At 63.0% G+C, this 16,565-nt stretch carries 12 protein-coding genes; 8 read left to right on the top strand and 4 right to left on the bottom strand.

Annotated elements, in window-relative coordinates; genetic code table 11:
• Positions 1 to 88 precede the first annotated feature (88 nt).
• Positions 89 to 2,053 (bottom strand): AI-2E family transporter, encoded by a 1,965-nt coding sequence (locus CI15_RS32005; RefSeq protein ID WP_062136803.1) that lies wholly within the window; start codon positions 2,051 to 2,053, stop codon positions 89 to 91.
• Positions 2,054 to 2,686: 633 nt separating this feature from the next.
• Here CI15_RS32005 and CI15_RS31995 point away from each other — a divergent pair.
• A complete protein-coding gene (locus CI15_RS31995; RefSeq protein WP_062136797.1) occupies positions 2,687 to 4,801 on the top strand; it encodes an acyltransferase family protein in 2,115 nt (704 codons plus the stop codon).
• 78 nt (positions 4,802 to 4,879) lie between these two features.
• Here the strand turns inward: CI15_RS31995 and CI15_RS31990 are convergent, their stop codons facing one another.
• Positions 4,880 to 5,923 (bottom strand): methyltransferase, encoded by a 1,044-nt coding sequence (locus CI15_RS31990; protein ID WP_241496006.1) that lies wholly within the window; start codon positions 5,921 to 5,923, stop codon positions 4,880 to 4,882.
• A 307-nt stretch (positions 5,924 to 6,230) separates the two neighbouring features.
• Here CI15_RS31990 and CI15_RS31985 point away from each other — a divergent pair, with 307 nt between their 5' ends.
• On the top strand, positions 6,231 to 6,674 hold the full coding sequence (locus CI15_RS31985; protein ID WP_062136794.1) for a cupin domain-containing protein: 444 nt from the start codon (positions 6,231 to 6,233) through the stop codon (positions 6,672 to 6,674).
• 19 nt (positions 6,675 to 6,693) lie between these two features.
• On the opposite strand, the gene CI15_RS31980 is transcribed toward CI15_RS31985, so the two are convergent.
• The gene (locus CI15_RS31980) at positions 6,694 to 7,995 is read right to left on the bottom strand and encodes an aspartate aminotransferase family protein (RefSeq protein ID WP_062136791.1); all 1,302 of its coding nucleotides are present in this window, start codon (positions 7,993 to 7,995) and stop codon (positions 6,694 to 6,696) included.
• 77 nt (positions 7,996 to 8,072) lie between these two features.
• Here CI15_RS31980 and CI15_RS31975 point away from each other — a divergent pair, with 77 nt between their 5' ends.
• A complete protein-coding gene (locus CI15_RS31975) occupies positions 8,073 to 8,957 on the top strand; it encodes a LysR family transcriptional regulator (protein WP_062136788.1) in 885 nt (294 codons plus the stop codon).
• A 274-nt stretch (positions 8,958 to 9,231) separates the two neighbouring features.
• Entirely contained in the window at positions 9,232 to 10,818 is a 1,587-nt protein-coding gene (locus CI15_RS31970; protein WP_062136786.1) for an FAD-dependent monooxygenase, read from the top strand.
• 25 nt (positions 10,819 to 10,843) lie between these two features.
• Here the strand turns inward: CI15_RS31970 and CI15_RS31965 are convergent, their stop codons facing one another.
• Entirely contained in the window at positions 10,844 to 11,647 is an 804-nt protein-coding gene (locus CI15_RS31965) for a LytTR family DNA-binding domain-containing protein (RefSeq protein ID WP_062136784.1), read from the bottom strand.
• A 339-nt stretch (positions 11,648 to 11,986) separates the two neighbouring features.
• Here CI15_RS31965 and CI15_RS31960 point away from each other — a divergent pair, with 339 nt between their 5' ends.
• From CI15_RS31960 to CI15_RS31945, 4 genes are all read left to right on the top strand, one after another.
• On the top strand, positions 11,987 to 12,853 hold the full coding sequence (locus tag CI15_RS31960; RefSeq protein WP_062136780.1) for an FAD binding domain-containing protein: 867 nt from the start codon (positions 11,987 to 11,989) through the stop codon (positions 12,851 to 12,853).
• Between the two features lie 23 nt (positions 12,854 to 12,876).
• The gene (locus tag CI15_RS31955) at positions 12,877 to 13,398 is read left to right on the top strand and encodes a (2Fe-2S)-binding protein (protein ID WP_062136777.1); all 522 of its coding nucleotides are present in this window, start codon (positions 12,877 to 12,879) and stop codon (positions 13,396 to 13,398) included.
• Positions 13,399 to 13,414: 16 nt separating this feature from the next.
• Positions 13,415 to 15,826 (top strand): aerobic carbon-monoxide dehydrogenase large subunit, encoded by a 2,412-nt coding sequence (locus CI15_RS31950; protein WP_062136774.1) that lies wholly within the window; start codon positions 13,415 to 13,417, stop codon positions 15,824 to 15,826.
• A gap of 88 nt (positions 15,827 to 15,914) precedes the next feature.
• A complete protein-coding gene (locus CI15_RS31945) occupies positions 15,915 to 16,553 on the top strand; it encodes an SRPBCC family protein (protein ID WP_062138333.1) in 639 nt (212 codons plus the stop codon).
• Positions 16,554 to 16,565 lie beyond the last annotated feature (12 nt).

Below are 16,565 nucleotides of genomic sequence, written 5' to 3'. Positions count from 1 at the left end.
CCGCGAGGCGCTTACGCAACCTCGCGGTTTCTTGAACCGGCCCAGCTCAGGCTATCGCGGCGTCAGTCCGCGGCGTCAGTTCGCGGCCTCAGTTCGCGCCGGCCGTTTGCGACGGCTGGCGCATGGCCTGCACGCTCGTCGCCGCGCGGCATGCCTCGATCATCGCCCGGAACGTCGGCGACGCATGCAGTGCGCCGGCCGCATCGAGTTCGATGTTGTTTTCCAGCGTTTCGCCGACGCCCACGACCAGCGTCGCGCGCGGCCGCCATTCGCGCGTGCGCCGCAGCATGTTGCGCAGATACGGCGGCGACTCGGGTGCGTCGAGCGACACGATGCAGATGATCGACGCGTCCTTGAAGCTCGGCTCGTCGGGGTGCGCGCTGCGATAACCCGAGTGGGTCGCCATCAGCGGCGCGAAGCCCTGGCGGTTCAGCAGTTGCACCGCGATCGCGGTCGTCACTTCGTCGAACGAGCCGCGGCCCGGCACGCACAGCACCGCCGCCTTGCCCGTCTCATCCGGCGCTGGCGAGCGTGTGAGGGCATCACTGCCGTAGCGCTCCGTGCCCGGTGCAGCCGGGTCCGGCGCGCCCGCAAGCAGCGCGCCACCGGTGTCCGCCGGTTCGACAGGCGACAGCGTATCGCGCAGGCCGTCGGCGATTTCGAGGTTCTCGACGATATCGACGAGCGAGTCGTTGATCCGTTGCAACTGGTCGGGTATCAGCACGCCGCGCAGCGCGTCGTTGCGCGCGAGCCGCAGGCCTTCGAGCACGACCTTGTCGTAGTAGTCGATCAGCGACATCTCGCGCAACAGCCGCTCGCCCTGCACGATCGCCTCGTGGGTATCGTCGGCGAGCAGGCGCTGATAGAAATTCTGCGCGGGCGTCAGCGCCGGTTGATCGCCGAGCAGCACGGTGAGGAAGTTGAGCCGGTCCGCGTAGCGTCCGAGCGTGACGACGCACAGCGTGAGCGGGGTCGACAGCACGAGGCCGATCGGCCCCCACAGCCAGCTCCAGAAAATCGCCGCGACGACCACCGCGAGCGGCGACAGGCCGGAGCGATGACCATACAGCAGCGGCTCGGCGATCTGCCCGGCGACCACGTCGACGACGATGAACAGGATCAGCGTGAGGACGGCCATGGTCCATTGCGGCTGGATCGCGGCCGCGAGAAACACCGCGAGGATCGCCGCGATCCAGATGCCGATGTACGGCACGAAGCGCAGTAACGCGGCGATCACGCCGAACAGCAGCGCGCCCGGCACGCCGATGATCGCGAGCCCGATCGCGATGAGGGCGCCCGCGCTCAGATTCACGCCGAGCTGGGCGACGAAATAGCGTGACAGGCGGCCGGCGGCGTCGTTGATCGCGGTGGTCGTGCGGTGCAGGTCGCGCGAGCCGAACAGGCTGATCAGACGGTCGCGCAAATCCTCACGCTGCAACAGGATGAAGATCGTCACGACCAGCACGATGAAGGTCGTCTCGATCGGCGCGATGGCGGGCGTCAGGGCGCGCTGCGCGAGTTGCACCGGCGTCGGCGCGGGTTCGTGCACCTCGACCTGTTGCGGCACCTGCGGCGCATTGCGCGCGGCTCGACCGGTCGGGCGTGGCGGCGCGGGGCGCACCGGCGCCATGCGCTGCAGCGCCGAGGCCGCGCTGCTCATCAGCGAATCGGCGCGGCCCACGGTCTTTTCCTGCACGGTTTCGATCTTCTGCTCGATCGCTTCCTGGTACTGCGGCAGCGCGCCCGCGAGCTGCACGAGCTGCGCGCCGATCAGCGCGCCGACCGCGAGCAGCGAGGCGAGAGCGAACAGCACCGCGATGAAGATCGACGGCAACTGGCCCATGTGCAGACGCCGCAGCATCTGCACGAGCGGCGCGAGCAGGAAGCTCAGCAGCACCGACAAGGTGATCGGAATCAGCACCTCGCGGCCGAAGTACAGCCCGCACACGACCACGACGCCGGTGATCAGGGAGACGAGCCCATGCAGGCCCGGCGTGCCCGGCGGGTAGACGCGGTTGGGCCGTCCATGCGGCGGCGGTAGCGATATTTTCATGTGAAGAGAGAATTCCGGTTGGGGCGTGTTGACGGCCGAGCGGAGCATGGGTCGTCAGCAAGACATATGCCGGAATTGTAGGCGGTTTGGAGGATCAGTCGAAAACGCGGGACATTGCGCCATAACACTTTCGAGTAGACATCGAAGAGCGGGCGTTTGTGTGATTTCGAACAGAGCTGTCATGCCATAGCACGTAGTGTCGCGCTTATAGAAGGCTGTACGGTGGCGTTTCGAAAGCATCGCCTTGGAGTTTTGAAAGCTGCTGCACGCGAGGGCGAGATCGGTTCTTATCGCTTCTGAGGGGTAGCGCACCAAATACATCGCGGGCCTTACATTTCCCTAAATTTTTTTACGTCACAATCGAACGCAAAAACAAACGAGAGAAAGGGCAACGACACCTTCGCTTTTTCTGGTTATTGATCGAGAGGTGATGCAGGCGGTGTTTCGGGCGGTCGAGTCGCACCGACCGCTGGCCGGTCTGATTCACCCCACAGACTGCGGCAGCCGATATTGCGCGCACGCTTACCAGAATCTTGTTCTCGCGGTTTTCACGCAGCGTTTCTACTTGAACAGGATCGCTGCCAAGCCCGTAGGCGTCCACGGATTCCGACCGACCTCATTAGCTCTCATGCCATGAATTCACGCGATAAGGCTACTACTGCGCCGCAACTCACCCGTCCCGTGCACGCGGGATACATCGACGGTTTGCGTGCGGTCGCGGTGCTGTCGGTCATCGTTTATCACCTGGGTGCGCGGTGGTTACCCGGCGGGCTTACAGGGGTCGACATCTTTTTCGTGGTTTCCGGGTTCGTCGTCAGCGCATCCGTTGGAAACCTCGAATCGATGCAGTTTTCGCGCTTCGTGTTCTATTTCTATGCGCGTCGAGTGCAGCGGATCGTGCCAGCGCTCGTGGTGTGCCTGCTGGTCACCGGCTTGTTTTCAGCACTGTTCATCCCGAACGCGTGGCTGAGCGATACCAACAAATACACCGGCTTGGCTGCTTTCTTTGGGTTGAGCAATGTGGTGCTCGCGGTGACCGGTGATGACTATTTTTCGCCACGCGTCGAATTCAACCCGTACCTGCATACCTGGTCGCTTGGCGTAGAAGAGCAGTTCTATCTGATCTTTCCGTTGCTTTTCTTCATGTGGGTGAGCAAACGTCCGAGAAAGACGCTTTGCGTTGCGCTGTTCGCCGGCGCGCTCGCGCTGTCCGTGTTGGCCGCATGGTGGCTTTCGAAGCGAAATGACGGGCTCAACTTTTACCTGATTCCAGGGCGATTCTGGGAATTGGCATCCGGTATCCTGCTATACCAGTTGCTCGCGCTCGCGAAGCGCCCGCTCGGTGTGATCGACCGCAATCGGACGCTGGGTTCGACGGCGTTGCTCGTTGGTTCGCTGGTGCTGCTTGCGGTCGGCTTCATGGTCTTGCGCGCGGAGCTGCTTCCTTTTCCGGGAGCGCTGCTGCCGGTTGCCGGCACACTTGGCGTCCTGTACGCGCTGCATGGAAGAGCGCCGGGGGATTGGCTGCACAGGCTGCTCATTTCACCAGCGGTGACTTTCGTCGGCAAGATCTCCTATTCGCTTTATCTCTGGCACTGGCCTGTGATCGTGCTGCTGCGGTGGACGACCGGGATCGATGCGACTGTCTGGCGCGTGCTCGCGGCCGTACTGACCTTCGTGCTGGCGACAGCGTCCTGGTACTACGTCGAGAATCCTGTGCGACGCTCGGCGGTCCTGAAAGGCATGCGGCGTCCCGCTGTCGTCGGTGTGGGCCTGGCTACGCTGACGGGCGGAGCGCTGTTGTGGGGCGGCATTCAGGTAGCCCAGCTGAAGCTGGATATGTCGCTGAGCGTGGTGGCACAACGTGCCGACGACTGGTATCCGAGCCGCCCCCTCGAGCCCAGCAATGACGGATGTCTGGACACGTGGAACAGGTCGAAGCTGAACGGGGAGCCCGTATGGACATATACCCGCGCGGGATGTTCGCTTCCGGCAACCTATCACGGGCGCCTGTACGTGATCGGCGATTCGCACGCGATGGCCTACAACAGGATGTTGCGTGAATTCGCCCGGGATACCGGCGTGAAGGTCGTCGCGTACAACAATGGAGGCTGTCCGTTCATTGTTCTGCTGCCGCGCAAACAACAGGAGGTGGCGAACTGTGCGCCGGCGATGGATGCGGCAATCGCTGAAATCGAGGAGCATGTCAGGCCCGGTGACGTGGTCTTCATGCCTTCGCTGCGGCTGCCACGTTTGTCCGACGAGTGGGCCCGCTTCGACGACTCGAGCGCCTGGAGCTACATGTTTGGTCCAGAGGCCGTGAAAAGCCGGGTAGACGGCGTGCGAGAGGCCATTCCGATCCTGCAGAAACTGGCAGCCAAAGGGGCGAAGGTCATCCTGGAGGGGCCGACACCCGAGTTTCGGAGCCAGCCGTTCCGATGCTCGGACTGGTTCAATCGCGACAATCCCATCTGTTCCGGCGGCGACCACATCGCCCGTGCGGATCTGGAAGCCTTGCGGGCGCCGGTGCTCGAATCCTATGCGCACATCAAGCAGGCGGTCCCCGAAGTTAGCGTATGGGACCCGTTGCCACCACTGTGCCCAGATTCGGTCTGCTTGACGCACACAGCCGACGGCCGGCCGCTCGTCTTCGATGGCGATCACCTCAGCGGCTATGCAAACAGGCTTCTGTTGCCAAGCTTCAAGCAGCACGTCAGCAAGCTGATGGAGGCGGGGCCCGCGAGCTGATGCGGGGAGGAGAACGCGCAGAAGCCCCGGGGGAGAAATGGCTTCGCCGAGCCAACGCGGCCGATGCGCTGCGCGCTTCTACCTGATTCCGATCACCATCGAATCCGGGCCCGTAAGCGACTCGACGCGCACCTGCGTGAAGCCGGCTTCGCTCATCCATTCACGACACTGTGCGCCGGTATAGTCGAATCCGCCGGGTGTTTCGATCAGCATGTTCAGACTCATCAGAAGGCCGAACGCATTCTGCCTGCGCTCATCGTCGATAACCGCGTCATAGACGATCAGGCACCCACCGGGAGGCAGCGCCGCATGGCACTTCGCGAGGAGTTTGCGCTTCTGCCCAAGGTCCCAGTCATGGAGGATATGCCCCATCACTAGCACATCCGCTGTCGGGCACGGGTCCTTGAAGAAGTCGCCTGGGTAGAAAGTCAGCCGATCCTGCAGTCCGTACGACCTCACGTACTCGTCGAACACCGGGCCCACGATCGGCAGGTCGAAGCCGCCACCCGTCAGGTGCGGATGGGCGAGCGCTATCTGCACAGGCAAGCCGCCTTGTGCGGCGCCGATGTCGATGAACGTGCCATAGTCTTTCCACGGAAACTTCTGCGCCATCGCTTTCGCCGCGCCCAGACTGACTCCGCTCATCGCCTTGAGGAAGCCGCGTAGAGTCTGTTCGTCGCGATAGATCGCGTCGAACGGATTTCCTCCCGCTTTCGCTTCATTTTGCGGCTGCCCGGTGCGAAGGGCTTCGGTCAGCGAACCCCAGAACGGGTACAAGCGCGTGGCGGCCATCTCCAGCAATCCGCCGACATAACTGGGCTTCGACTTGTCCAGAAACAGTTCGGCGTCCGGTGTATTCGCGTACATTCCGCCCTCGCGTTGCAGCACATTCAACGCGACCAGAGCATCGAAAAAATCGAGGGCGCCCCGTGGATGAAGTCCGAGGGCGCCGGCCATTTGCGCGGCATCGAGGGGCCCGCTCGCGAGGCGCGTGAACATGTCGAGCTCGACTGCGGACAGCAGCGTCCTGGAAGCCCAGAAGCCCATGCCCAACTGGAGCAGCCGCTCGGGGGTCGGCTCGACTCGCTGAGTGTCGACAGCCGCCGACGCCTGCGGCTCCATGCGTGGTGTGCTTGGCATCATTGCTCCCGAAACGGACCCGCGACGAACCAACGGAACGCGTAGTAGGGTAGGCTTTCAGATTGATTTCAAACGTGCGCTAACGCACAGTGCAACGTGGATCCGGTTTCCTGTTGGATCCAACGAGACCGGGGGTTCATCGCTCTTGCGGGTTCACTCTATCGACAGACGATTCGACCTCTGCCGGATACCCGCGCCTGCGTTGATGCGCCGATCGCGAGTAGCACGTTCGTGACATACACTTGCGGTGTCCGGAAGCCCGCAAATCTTCCACCACGAGGGGACGGCAATGACTGTAGATACAGCAGGGGCAATTGAGCCGATCCGAATTGGCGAGTTGACTATCCGATACCTGATCGACGGAGCCAGCACAGGAGGGATGGGCGTGTTCGAGTTGACAGTGCCGCCAGGCTCACGTGTTCCGCCACCTCACAGCCACACAAACAACGAAGAGTGCGTCTATGTTCTGGAAGGCGTTCTTCGGTACTCCGTGGATGGAGTCGTCCGGGATCTGACGCCAGAAGAATGGATGCACACTCCGCGCGGATCGGTCCATCACTTCAGCAACCCTCATGTTCAGACGACCCGCGCGCTTATCGTTAATACCCCTGATATCGGGGCTCAGTATTTCCGCGAGGTCGCTGCAGCAATCGATGCAGGCAAGGCAACCGACGTCGCAATGCTGATCGCTATCATGTCCAGGTACGGACTGGTGCCAGCGCCGCCTCAATGAAAGACGGCTCCCAAACCGGCTAGACCGAATGCTGAATCGCATGCCCCAGCAACTCCAGACCAAGGTCGATCTCACTTTCGAGTACGGTCAGCGGAGGCGCAATGCGGAAAACACCGCCCATGCCGGGCAACTGCACGATGTTCATGCTGAGCCCGAGGTTCATGCACTCCCGGGTGATCTTTGCGCCAAGCTCATCGGCGGGCTCCTTCGTATGGCGGTCCTTGACGATCTCCATACCCAGCAGCAATCCTCGCCCGCGAATGTCGCCGATGCAGCCGAAGCGCTCCATCAGATCCAGCAGGCCCCGTTTGAGCCGCTCGCCCATAACGTTCGCACGTTCGACCAGTCCTTCGCGCTGAACCACGTCCAGCACCCGTAGACCGACCGCGGCGGGCAGCGGATCGGACACGTGGGTCGTGTAGAACAGGTAGCCCAGTTCATGGGCCCGCTCCTCGATCTCGGCAGAAGTTACGACCGCCGCCAGCGGCAAGCCGGCACCGAGCGTCTTCGACAACGTGAGGATGTCGGGCGTCACGCCGTCGCGCTGGCACGCGAACATCGTGCCCGTGCGCCCGACTCCGGTTTGCGCCTCGTCGAGGATCAGGAGCATGCCGCGCTCCTCGCATTTGCGCTTGAGCGCCGCCATGTAGCCTTCCGGAAGTTCGATGATGCCGCCGGAACTGAGAATCGGCTCCGCGATAAAGGCTGCGAGGCTGCCGCTGGACTGACGATCGATGAGGTCGAACGCATAGTCCAGTTCCGCCAGGTAGTCGTACGCGCCATTGCTTCCGAAACGCGGCCGGTACGTGAACGGGGCGGGGATCGCGAACGAGCCGACGGCAGCGGGCCCGACGCCCTTGCGTCCCGCGCTGTAGGTCGCCGACGCTGCCGCCCCCGTCATGCCATGCCAGGACTGTGCAAAGCCGACGATTTCATATTTGCCGGTGACCAGCTTCGCCATCCGGATGGCGGCTTCGTTCGACTCCGCACCGGTGCTGAGCAACAGCGCCCGGTCGAGCCCGTCGGGCGTGATGTCGGCAAGGCGCGTCGCCAGTTCGACGACCGGTCGCGAGAGCATCCCGCTGAAGAGATGGTCCAGCTTGCCGGCGTATTCGTTGATGACCGACACGATTTCAGGGTGGCTATGTCCGAGCACCGCGCTCATCTGCCCCGAGGTGAAATCCAGGATTGCCCGGCCGTCCGCATCGTAGACGAAGCTGCCCTGGGCGCGCTCGATGATCATCGGCGCGAACGTGCCGCCATAACGGATGAGGTGCTGTCTGGCGTTGTGCCAAAACGTTGCGTCGTTGTTTCGGGACACGGTGCATCTCCTGGCAAGTGACGGGAATGACTTGCAGTCTAGACGGCGCTCTGATTTTATAGAATCGAATAGTTCTGATGCGAGATAGAAGGGGGGCTAATACCTTGAGTCTTTCGCTCGAGATCGATCTGTTGCGTTCATTTGCCGTCATCGCCGACGTGCGGGCGCTGAGTCGCGCGGCCAGCCGGATCGGCCGGACCCAGTCCGCGCTCAGTCAGCAGATGAAGCGGCTCGAAGAAATCGTCGATCAGCCGCTGTTTCAGCGCACCGGTCGCGGCGTGGTGCTGACGGAGCCCGGCGAGCGCCTGCTGATCCACGCTCAACGCATTCTGCGGCTGCATGATGAAGCGATGGCTGACCTGTGCGGGAAGGGGCTGTCCGGCAGCGTACGCTTCGGCTGTCCCGACGACTACGCTGCCGTGTTCCTCCCTGCGTTGCTGCGGCAGTTCTCGAGCCAGCACCCACAAGCGATCGTGGAAGTCGTTTGCGGCCCCACGCCACGGTTGCTCGAACAACTGAAGAAGCGTGCAGTGGACCTCGCGATGATCTCGCTGCCCGAAGGCGATGCGAACGACGATATCATCCGCCGCGAGCAGTTGGTCTGGATCGGCTATCCGGGGATGGATTCCGCTCATTTCGATCCACTGCCGCTGGCGCTCTCCGATCCGGACACGCTTGACCACATGGCCGCTTGCGAAGCGCTGCAACGCGCCGGCAGGGCATACCGCATCGCCTACGCGAGCAGCAGTCTTTCTGGCCTCACTGCGCTGGTTCGTTCAGGGCAGGCTTTTGCCGTCATGACAGAGACTGCCGTCCCGCCGGATCTCCGCGTACTCAATGCCGATTCGGGGCTTCCGCCGTTACCCACGGTCGGCATCTCCCTGAAGTTCTTGCGCGAGCGTCCGTCGCTGCTGACGGCTGCATTTGCGGAGCACATCAGGTTAATGCTTCCTCTGCTGTGATCGAGGTGCCGCGCGCGAGGCTGAGCCGGGCATGACGCGTTGGGGCGGGTTCGGCCATGAGCGGCCAGTCGACATCGAGTTCTGAATCGTCGACAATCCGGAAGCTATCTCCGCGCCCCGATCCGTTGATGTGCGTTCTCGGATGCGGGTCGTTCGCGGATCGCGAATGCGATCGGTGAAGTCGGCCGCTAGCATTTCGTTCTACAGACCTCGCAGTTCCATCTCCACGTGTGTCCGTCTCGCCAGATCCATAACGGACGATCAGGAGCAAGACATGGAAGATGTAGACGTGCTCGTCGTTGGCGCTGGCCCGGTTGGCTTGCTGCTTGGCACCGAATTGAGACGTGATGGAATCTCGGTGATGGTGATCGACAAGATGGCGAGTCGAGGATTTTTCTGCAAGGCCCTCGGCATTACAGCGCGCACGCTCGAAATCTTCGACGATCTCGGCATCATTGATCGTGCCATCGAGGCGGGCACATGGTTGACCGGCGTGGAAACCTGGGTCGACGGCATGATGGTCCCCACGCGCTCTGTAAAGGTGCCGCAGGAGGGGTTGCCCTACGGCTCTCTTTCGCTCGCGCAACACGAGACGGAGCGTTTGCTCGAAGCCGTATTCGCAACCCACGGCGGTCAGGTAAACTACGAATATGAGCTGGATAGCTTCATCGAGGAGAGCGACGCGGTCTCGGCGCTTGTGAAAGGAGCGCGGGGTGAACCACTCACTGTGCGGTGTAAATGGCTGGTTGGCTGCGACGGCGCGCACAGCAAGGTTCGATCAGGATTGGGCCTGGGTTTCGACGGCGAACAATATCCGCAGACCTTTGCTCTCGCCGATGTGGATGTCGACTGGTCGTGTCCTCGTGGGCCCATGTATCGGTTCGAATGGACCGATTCGGAGCGGGCCAAGGTGAGCGTCGCGGCCGTGCCCGTGCATGGTTCCGCCAGGCGCTATCGGCTCTCGATGATCGTACCCGAGGGACGCGCGTCGTCACTTGCCAGCGTTGGGGCGCCGGACTTCGAAACCATGCGCAGCCTGCTGCTGCCTTCTTTGCCGGAGGGAACGCGCCTGTCGTCGATGCGCTGGTCGTCGGTCTACCGCGTAAGTCATCGTATCGCGTCGGCCTATGGGCGCGGCCGGTTGTTCATTGCTGGCGACGCCGCGCATATTCATCCGCCAGTGGGCGGACAGGGCATGAATACCGGCCTGCAGGACGCGCACAATCTCGCCTGGAAGCTGGCGTACGTCGCTAAAGGGCTCGCGGGTTCTGCATTGCTGGACAGCTATCACGAAGAGCGGCATCCGGTTGGCGTTGACGTGGTCAAGTCGACAAGTGCGGCACTCAATGCGGTGCTGGCGCGGCAAGCAGCGAATCCAGCGATGCGTGAGACGCAATTGCTGATTTCCTATCGGGATAGTTCAGTCGTTTGCGATCTCAGCCCTGACACCGATCCGGCCTTACCAGCGCCAGGAGACCGATTGCCGGACGTGCATGCATTGGCACAACGCTTCGTTGGGCATCCGAGGCGACTGCATGAGTTCGTCGGTCGTGGCAAACATACGCTCGTCGGTTATATCGACAGGAAAGAGCAATACGATGACTGCATCGAAAATTACCACGCTCTATCAACTTCGTTGCCTGAAGCCTCGACCGCCGTTCTCATCACGGCATCCGGCTGCGAAGTACCAACATCCGATTTCTTGACGGTACTAACCGACACGTCGGGCGAATTCGCTGCCGCGTTTCGAGCGGACGGTGGCTCCCTATGGATCGTCAGACCAGACGGCCATATCGGATGGAGGAGTAGCGGCCTTTCCGGCGACGCCATCAAAGGCTGGATAGCCGGGTTGGGCGCATAGCCTGGCAGATGTGGCACCCGGCATCTCACGCCACGCCGAGGAGTTCCTTCAGTTGCGCGGTTTTCGAACGGCTGACCGGCACCTGGCTCTGTTCCGCATCGTCCATCACGAGATTGACGCTTTCGTCCAGCTTCACCAGCTCGACCGCGTACTGAAGGCTCACGATGTGGCTGCGATGAACCCGCAGATAGACGCTGCTGTCGAGGCGCAGTTCGAGATCGGCCAGCGAGAGATTGGACAGATAGCGCTCGTCTTTCGTGACGATCGTCGTGTAGTGACCGTCACCCTGGAAACGCACCACGTCCTTCAGATCGATCAGGATCACGCGGTTTTTCCGGTACACGGGAATCTTGAAGAGGCGGCGCGGCAAAGCCGTGTTGCCGCCCGCCGGCTGACGAGACGGCTCGGTGGTCAGATCGGTGACGTCGTAGAAGATCATGCAGGTGCCACAGGCGCCCCTGGCCCCCGTCATTTTGGATACCTTGATCATCAGGATCCGGTCGGGGATGTTGATCATCATCGCCACCGGCGGTGGCGACCTGACCGGACAGCCTCCCGCGTCCTTCGACTGCAGCAGGAAGCGCAGCTTGTCGCGGCTCTTTTCCGGGTGCAGTTGCACGACGTCGATGCCGAACAGACTGTCCTGCGTGACCCCTAGCGATTGTTCGCCGGCCGGCCCCAGAATCTGCAACGCGACGTCGTTGAACGCCGTCACCCGGCCCTGCAGATCGAGCCAGACAATCCCCGGGTTGAACTGCTCGAGCTTGTGCTGGAACGTTTCCGCGCGGCGTTCGGGCGCCGGCGTGGCCAGGGGCTCGGAAGGTTTCACGTTGCGTCTCCTGTCTTCATGGGCTGTCCATGCTCTATGGCGGAGGGGCGTTGCGGGTAGACCTTTACCGATTTTCGCGCAAATTTCCAGGGCCTTCACGCAGGTAAACCCGCCATTCGGGCAACCGGCATGGAAATCCCGCGGCACCCGTCGAAATCAGCGCGCCGCTCACGGCTCGGGACGGTGGCGCGAGGCCGGGTTTCATGTACGTTTTCCGGTGATTGACGCACATGAGCCACCGTTCGGGAAATCGCGTTGAATTGCTGCGATGCATTGTGAAATCCTTGATCACGTTGCTGAGGCGCCCGCTCGCTGGCGCATGACGACAAGGAGGCCAGTGTGATCCCGCGCCCGTTCGAATACCACGCTCCAAAGACCTTGCCGGAAGCCATCGCGCTGCTCAACGAATACGGCGCGGAGGCGAAGGTGCTGGCTGGCGGCCATAGTCTGCTGCCGATGATGAAGCTGCGTTTCGCCGAGCCCGCTCATCTGATCGATCTGGGCAAACTGGCGGAACTCAAAGGCATTCGGGAAGCCGGCGGCGAGATCCGCATCGGCGCGATGACCACCGAAAACGAGTTGATCTGGTCTGAACTACTGCAGACCCACTGTCCGTTGATCGTGGAAGGCGCCCGGCAGATTTCCGATCCCCAGGTGCGTTACCGCGGCACGTTGGGCGGTGACCTGTCGCATGGCGATCCAGGCAACGACCACCCCGCGCTGATGATGGCGCTCGACGCATCGTTCGTGCTGATGGGCGAACACGGCGAGCGCATCGTGTCGGCCGACGACTTTTTTCTCGGCACCTACGCGACGCTGCTCGAGCCTGGCGAAATCATGACGGAAATCCGCATTCCGACGCCGGCGGCGGGCACCGGTTCCTGCTACGCGAAGCTCAAGCGCAAGACCGGCGACTTCGCGACGGCGGCGGCGGCTGTCACGCTGCGCACGAGCGCGGGAACGCTCAGCGCCGTGCGAATCGCGCTGACCAATGTCGCCGACACGGCCCTGCGAGCGCGCGACGCGGAGCAGTACCTGCAGGGCAAGCCGCTCGACGAACCGGCGCTCGCCGAAGCCGCGCGTCTCGCGATGGCGGCCTGCGCGCCGGTCGCCGATCTGCGCGGCGACATCGACTACAAGACGGCGATGGCGGGCGAGATGACGCGCCGCGCCCTGACGACCGCTTACGCGCGGGCCGCACACTGAAATCTGTTGCTGGAGACAGTGAGATGAGCAATAAAACCGTCGTGTCGTTCAACCTGAACGGCAAGCAGACCGATGTGATCGTCGAGCCGCGCGAACTGCTGATCCATACGTTGCGCGAAAAGTGTTTGCACACCGGACCGCATATCGGCTGCGAGACGTCTCATTGCGGCGCCTGCACCGTCGATTTCAATGGCATGTCGGTCAAGTCTTGCACGTTGCTGACCGTGCAGGCCGAAGGCGCCGAGGTGCAGACCGTCGAAGGCCTCGCGCAAGGCGGCGAACTGCATGCGCTGCAGGAGGGCTTCATGCAGGAGCACGGGCTGCAATGCGGGTTCTGTACGCCGGGCATGCTGATGCGCGCCTATCGCCTGTTGCATGAAAACCCCTCGCCGAGCGACGAAGAGATCCGCTATTGGATGGCCGGCAATCTATGCCGCTGTACGGGCTATCAGAACATCGTGAAGGCGGTGCAATACGCGGCGCGCAAGCTGCGGGGCGAAGCGGTGGAAACATCGCATCCGCTGATGACAGCAGATACTCACTGACGACCGGGAGAACGTGATGGGCAACCTCGACACCAATCTCGACCGTCTCGCCGCGCTGGAGGGCATGGGCTGTTCGCGCAAACGCCGCGAGGATCCGCGCTTCATCCAGGGCAAGGGCACCTACGTCGACGACGTGAAAATGCCTGGCATGCTGTTCGGCGTCATGGTGCGCAGTCCCTATGCGCATGCACGTGTGAAGAAGATCGACAAGTCCCGCGCGCTCGCGCATCCGGGCGTGCACGCGGTGCTGACCGCAGACGACCTGAAGCCGCTCAAGCTGCACTGGATGCCGACGCTCGCCGGCGACGTGCAAGCCGTGCTGGCCGACGAAAAGGTCTGCTTCCAGAATCAGGAGGTCGCGTTCGTCGTCGCCGACGACCGCTATGTGGCCGCCGATGCCGCGGAACTGGTGGAAGTCGAGTACGAGGAATTGCCGGCGGTGGTCGATCCGCTCGCGGCGCTGGCCGCCGACGCGCCGGTGATTCGCGAAGACATTCAGGACAAGCAGGCCGGCGCGCATGGTGCGCGCAAACATCCGAATCACATCTTCACCTGGCAGATCGGCGACCGGGACAAGACCGACCGCGTTTTCGAGAACGCCGAGGTCACGGTCGAGCAGACCATGCTGTACCCGCGCGTGCATCCGTGCCCGCTCGAAACGTGCGGCTGCGTCGCGTCGTTCGACAAGGCGCGCGGCGATCTGACGGTGTATATCACCTCGCAGGCGCCGCACGTCGTGCGTACGGTGGTGGGTTTGCTCTCGACGATCCCCGAATCGAAGATCCGCATCATCTCGCCGGATATCGGCGGCGGCTTCGGCAACAAGGTCGGTGTGTATCCGGGCTACGTGACGTCGATCGTCGCGTCGATCGTGCTGGGGCGGCCGGTCAAGTGGATCGAGTCGCGCGCCGAGAACCTCAGCAGCACCGCATTCGCGCGCGACTATCACATGACCGGCGAACTCGCGGCCGATCGCGACGGCCGCATCAAGGCGCTGCGCGTGCACGTGACCGCCGATCACGGCGCGTTCGACGCCTGCGCCGACCCGACCAAATGGCCCGCGGGCATGTTCCATGTTTGTACAGGGTCCTACGCGATTCCGAATGCGTTCGTGTCGGTCGACGGGGTCTATACCAACAAGTTTCCGGGCGGTGTCGCGTACCGATGCTCGTTCCGAGTCACGGAGGCCGTCTATCTGATCGAACGGATGATCGACGTGCTGGCGCAAAAGCTCGGCATCGACAAGGCCGAAATCCGCCTGCGCAACTTCATCCGCAAGGAACAGTTTCCGTATACGACGCCGCTCGGGCTCGAATACGATTCCGGCGACTACGAGCCGGCGTTAAAGAAAGTCCTCGCGGCGGTCGACTATCCGGCGCTGCGGGCCGAGCAGGCGGCGCGGCGCGCGGACCCGGATGCCGAATGGCTGCTCGGCATCGGCGTCGTGAACTTTACGGAGATCGTCGGCGCCGGGCCCTCGAAGATGTGCGACATCCTCGGCGTGGGCATGTTCGACTCCTGCGAAATCCGCGTGCATCCCGACGGCTCGGCGATCGCGAGAATGGGCACGATCACGCAAGGCCAGGGCCACCAGACTACCTACGCGCAGATCATCGCATCCGAGGCGGGCATTCCGGCCTCGGTGATCACCGTCGAAGAAGGCGACACGTCGACCGCGCCCTACGGGCTCGGCACCTACGGGTCGCGCTCGACACCGGTCGCGGGCGCCGCGGTCGCGCGCGCGTCGCGCAAGATTCGCGAGAAGGCCCGGCAGATCGCCGCGCATCTGCTCGAAGCGAGTCCCGGCGACGTCGAGTTCGATCTCGACCGCTTCGTGCTCAAAGGTTCGCCGGGCCAGTTCAAGACCCTCAAGGAAGTCGCGTGGGCGGCCTACAACAACGTACCCGAAGGCATGGAAATGGGCCTCGAAGCGGTCGACTATTACGACCCGCCTAACTTCACCTTCCCATTCGGCGCGTACGTGTGCGTGCTGGAGGTGAACCGCTTTACCGGCGAAACGAAGGTACGCCGTTTCTACGCGCTCGACGATTGCGGCACCCGGATCAATCCGATGATCATCGAAGGCCAGATCCACGGCGGCCTGACCGAGGGATTCGCGGTCGCGATGGGGCAGGAGCTGCCCTATGACGAATCCGGCAATCTGCTGGGCGGCACGCTGCTCGACTACTTCGTGCCGACGGCGGTCGAAACGCCGCACTGGGAGACCGACTTCACCGTGACGCCGTCGCCGCACCATCCGATCGGCGCGAAGGGCGTGGCGGAGTCACCGCACGTCGGCTCCATTCCGTGCTTTACGGCGGCCATGGTCGATGCGTTCGCCCATCTGGGCGTCACGCATATGAACATGCCGCACAACGCCTATCGCGTCTGGCAGCAATGCCGCGCGTTGGGGCTTGCGCGGCAGTGATCGCAACAGTGCGCCGGCGACGCGAAAGCCGCGGTGCCGAGGGTCCCCGAAGCAGGGGCGCACGTACCTGGATGCAATGGGTGGCTCGATGAAAGTCGTACTCGAAAAGGTGTTTCCGCTGGCTGCCACCGTGGATAACGCGTGGCAACTGATGCAGGACATCGAGGCCGTGGCCGGCTGCATGCCTGGCGCGAAAATTACCGAACGCGTCGACGCGACGCACTACAAAGGGACCATCACGGTCCGGCTCGGGCCGGCTGTGATGTCGTTCAAAGGCGATATCGAGGTGGTCGATCTCGACGCCGCGGCGCGCAGCCTGCATCTGATCGGCAAGGGCGCGGATACGTCCGGCACCTCGGCGGCGTCGATGGATCTGGTCGCCGCCGTGCAAGCCAGCGGCGAGGCCTGCGAGCTGGTAGGCAAGAGCGAGGTCACGATGAGCGGCAAGGCCGCTTCGCTCGGTGGCCGGCTGATGGGCCCCGTGTCGGAGCAGATGCTCAAGCAATTCGTGGCGAACTTCGCGACGCGGCTGCAAGGCATGCAGCCACAGCCCGGCGCGGTGCCGGCGAGCGCCGCGCCGGGCGAGACGGGCTCGCAACCGCAACCGCAGCCGCATGCAGTCGCGCCGGACCCCAGCCCGCCGCCTCCCGAACTGAATGGCCTCGCGCTCGCGTGGGCCGTCGTGCGCGACTGGTTGCGCGGACTGTTCTCCCGCAAGACGGCTTGAGCCCGCACGACG

Source organism: Paraburkholderia monticola (assembly GCF_001580545.1).
GTDB lineage: Bacteria > Pseudomonadota > Gammaproteobacteria > Burkholderiales > Burkholderiaceae > Paraburkholderia > Paraburkholderia monticola.
Note: the sequence above shows the minus strand (reverse complement) of the source record. Positions and strands in the feature narration are given on the sequence as shown.

Excerpts from the sequence above, each read along its gene's own strand:
- CI15_RS32005 (WP_062136803.1), bottom strand. The coding sequence starts at position 2,053 with ATGAAAATATCGCTACCGCCGCCGCATGGACGGCCCAACCGCGTCTAC.
- CI15_RS31995 (WP_062136797.1), top strand. The coding sequence starts at position 2,687 with ATGAATTCACGCGATAAGGCTACTACTGCGCCGCAACTCACCCGTCCC.
- CI15_RS31990 (WP_241496006.1), bottom strand. The coding sequence starts at position 5,923 with ATGGAGCCGCAGGCGTCGGCGGCTGTCGACACTCAGCGAGTCGAGCCG.
- CI15_RS31985 (WP_062136794.1), top strand. The coding sequence starts at position 6,231 with ATGACTGTAGATACAGCAGGGGCAATTGAGCCGATCCGAATTGGCGAG.
- CI15_RS31975 (WP_062136788.1), top strand. The coding sequence starts at position 8,073 with ATGCGAGATAGAAGGGGGGCTAATACCTTGAGTCTTTCGCTCGAGATC.
- CI15_RS31970 (WP_062136786.1), top strand. The coding sequence starts at position 9,232 with ATGGAAGATGTAGACGTGCTCGTCGTTGGCGCTGGCCCGGTTGGCTTG.
- CI15_RS31955 (WP_062136777.1), top strand. The coding sequence starts at position 12,877 with ATGAGCAATAAAACCGTCGTGTCGTTCAACCTGAACGGCAAGCAGACC.
- CI15_RS31950 (WP_062136774.1), top strand. The coding sequence starts at position 13,415 with ATGGGCAACCTCGACACCAATCTCGACCGTCTCGCCGCGCTGGAGGGC.
- CI15_RS31945 (WP_062138333.1), top strand. The coding sequence starts at position 15,915 with ATGAAAGTCGTACTCGAAAAGGTGTTTCCGCTGGCTGCCACCGTGGAT.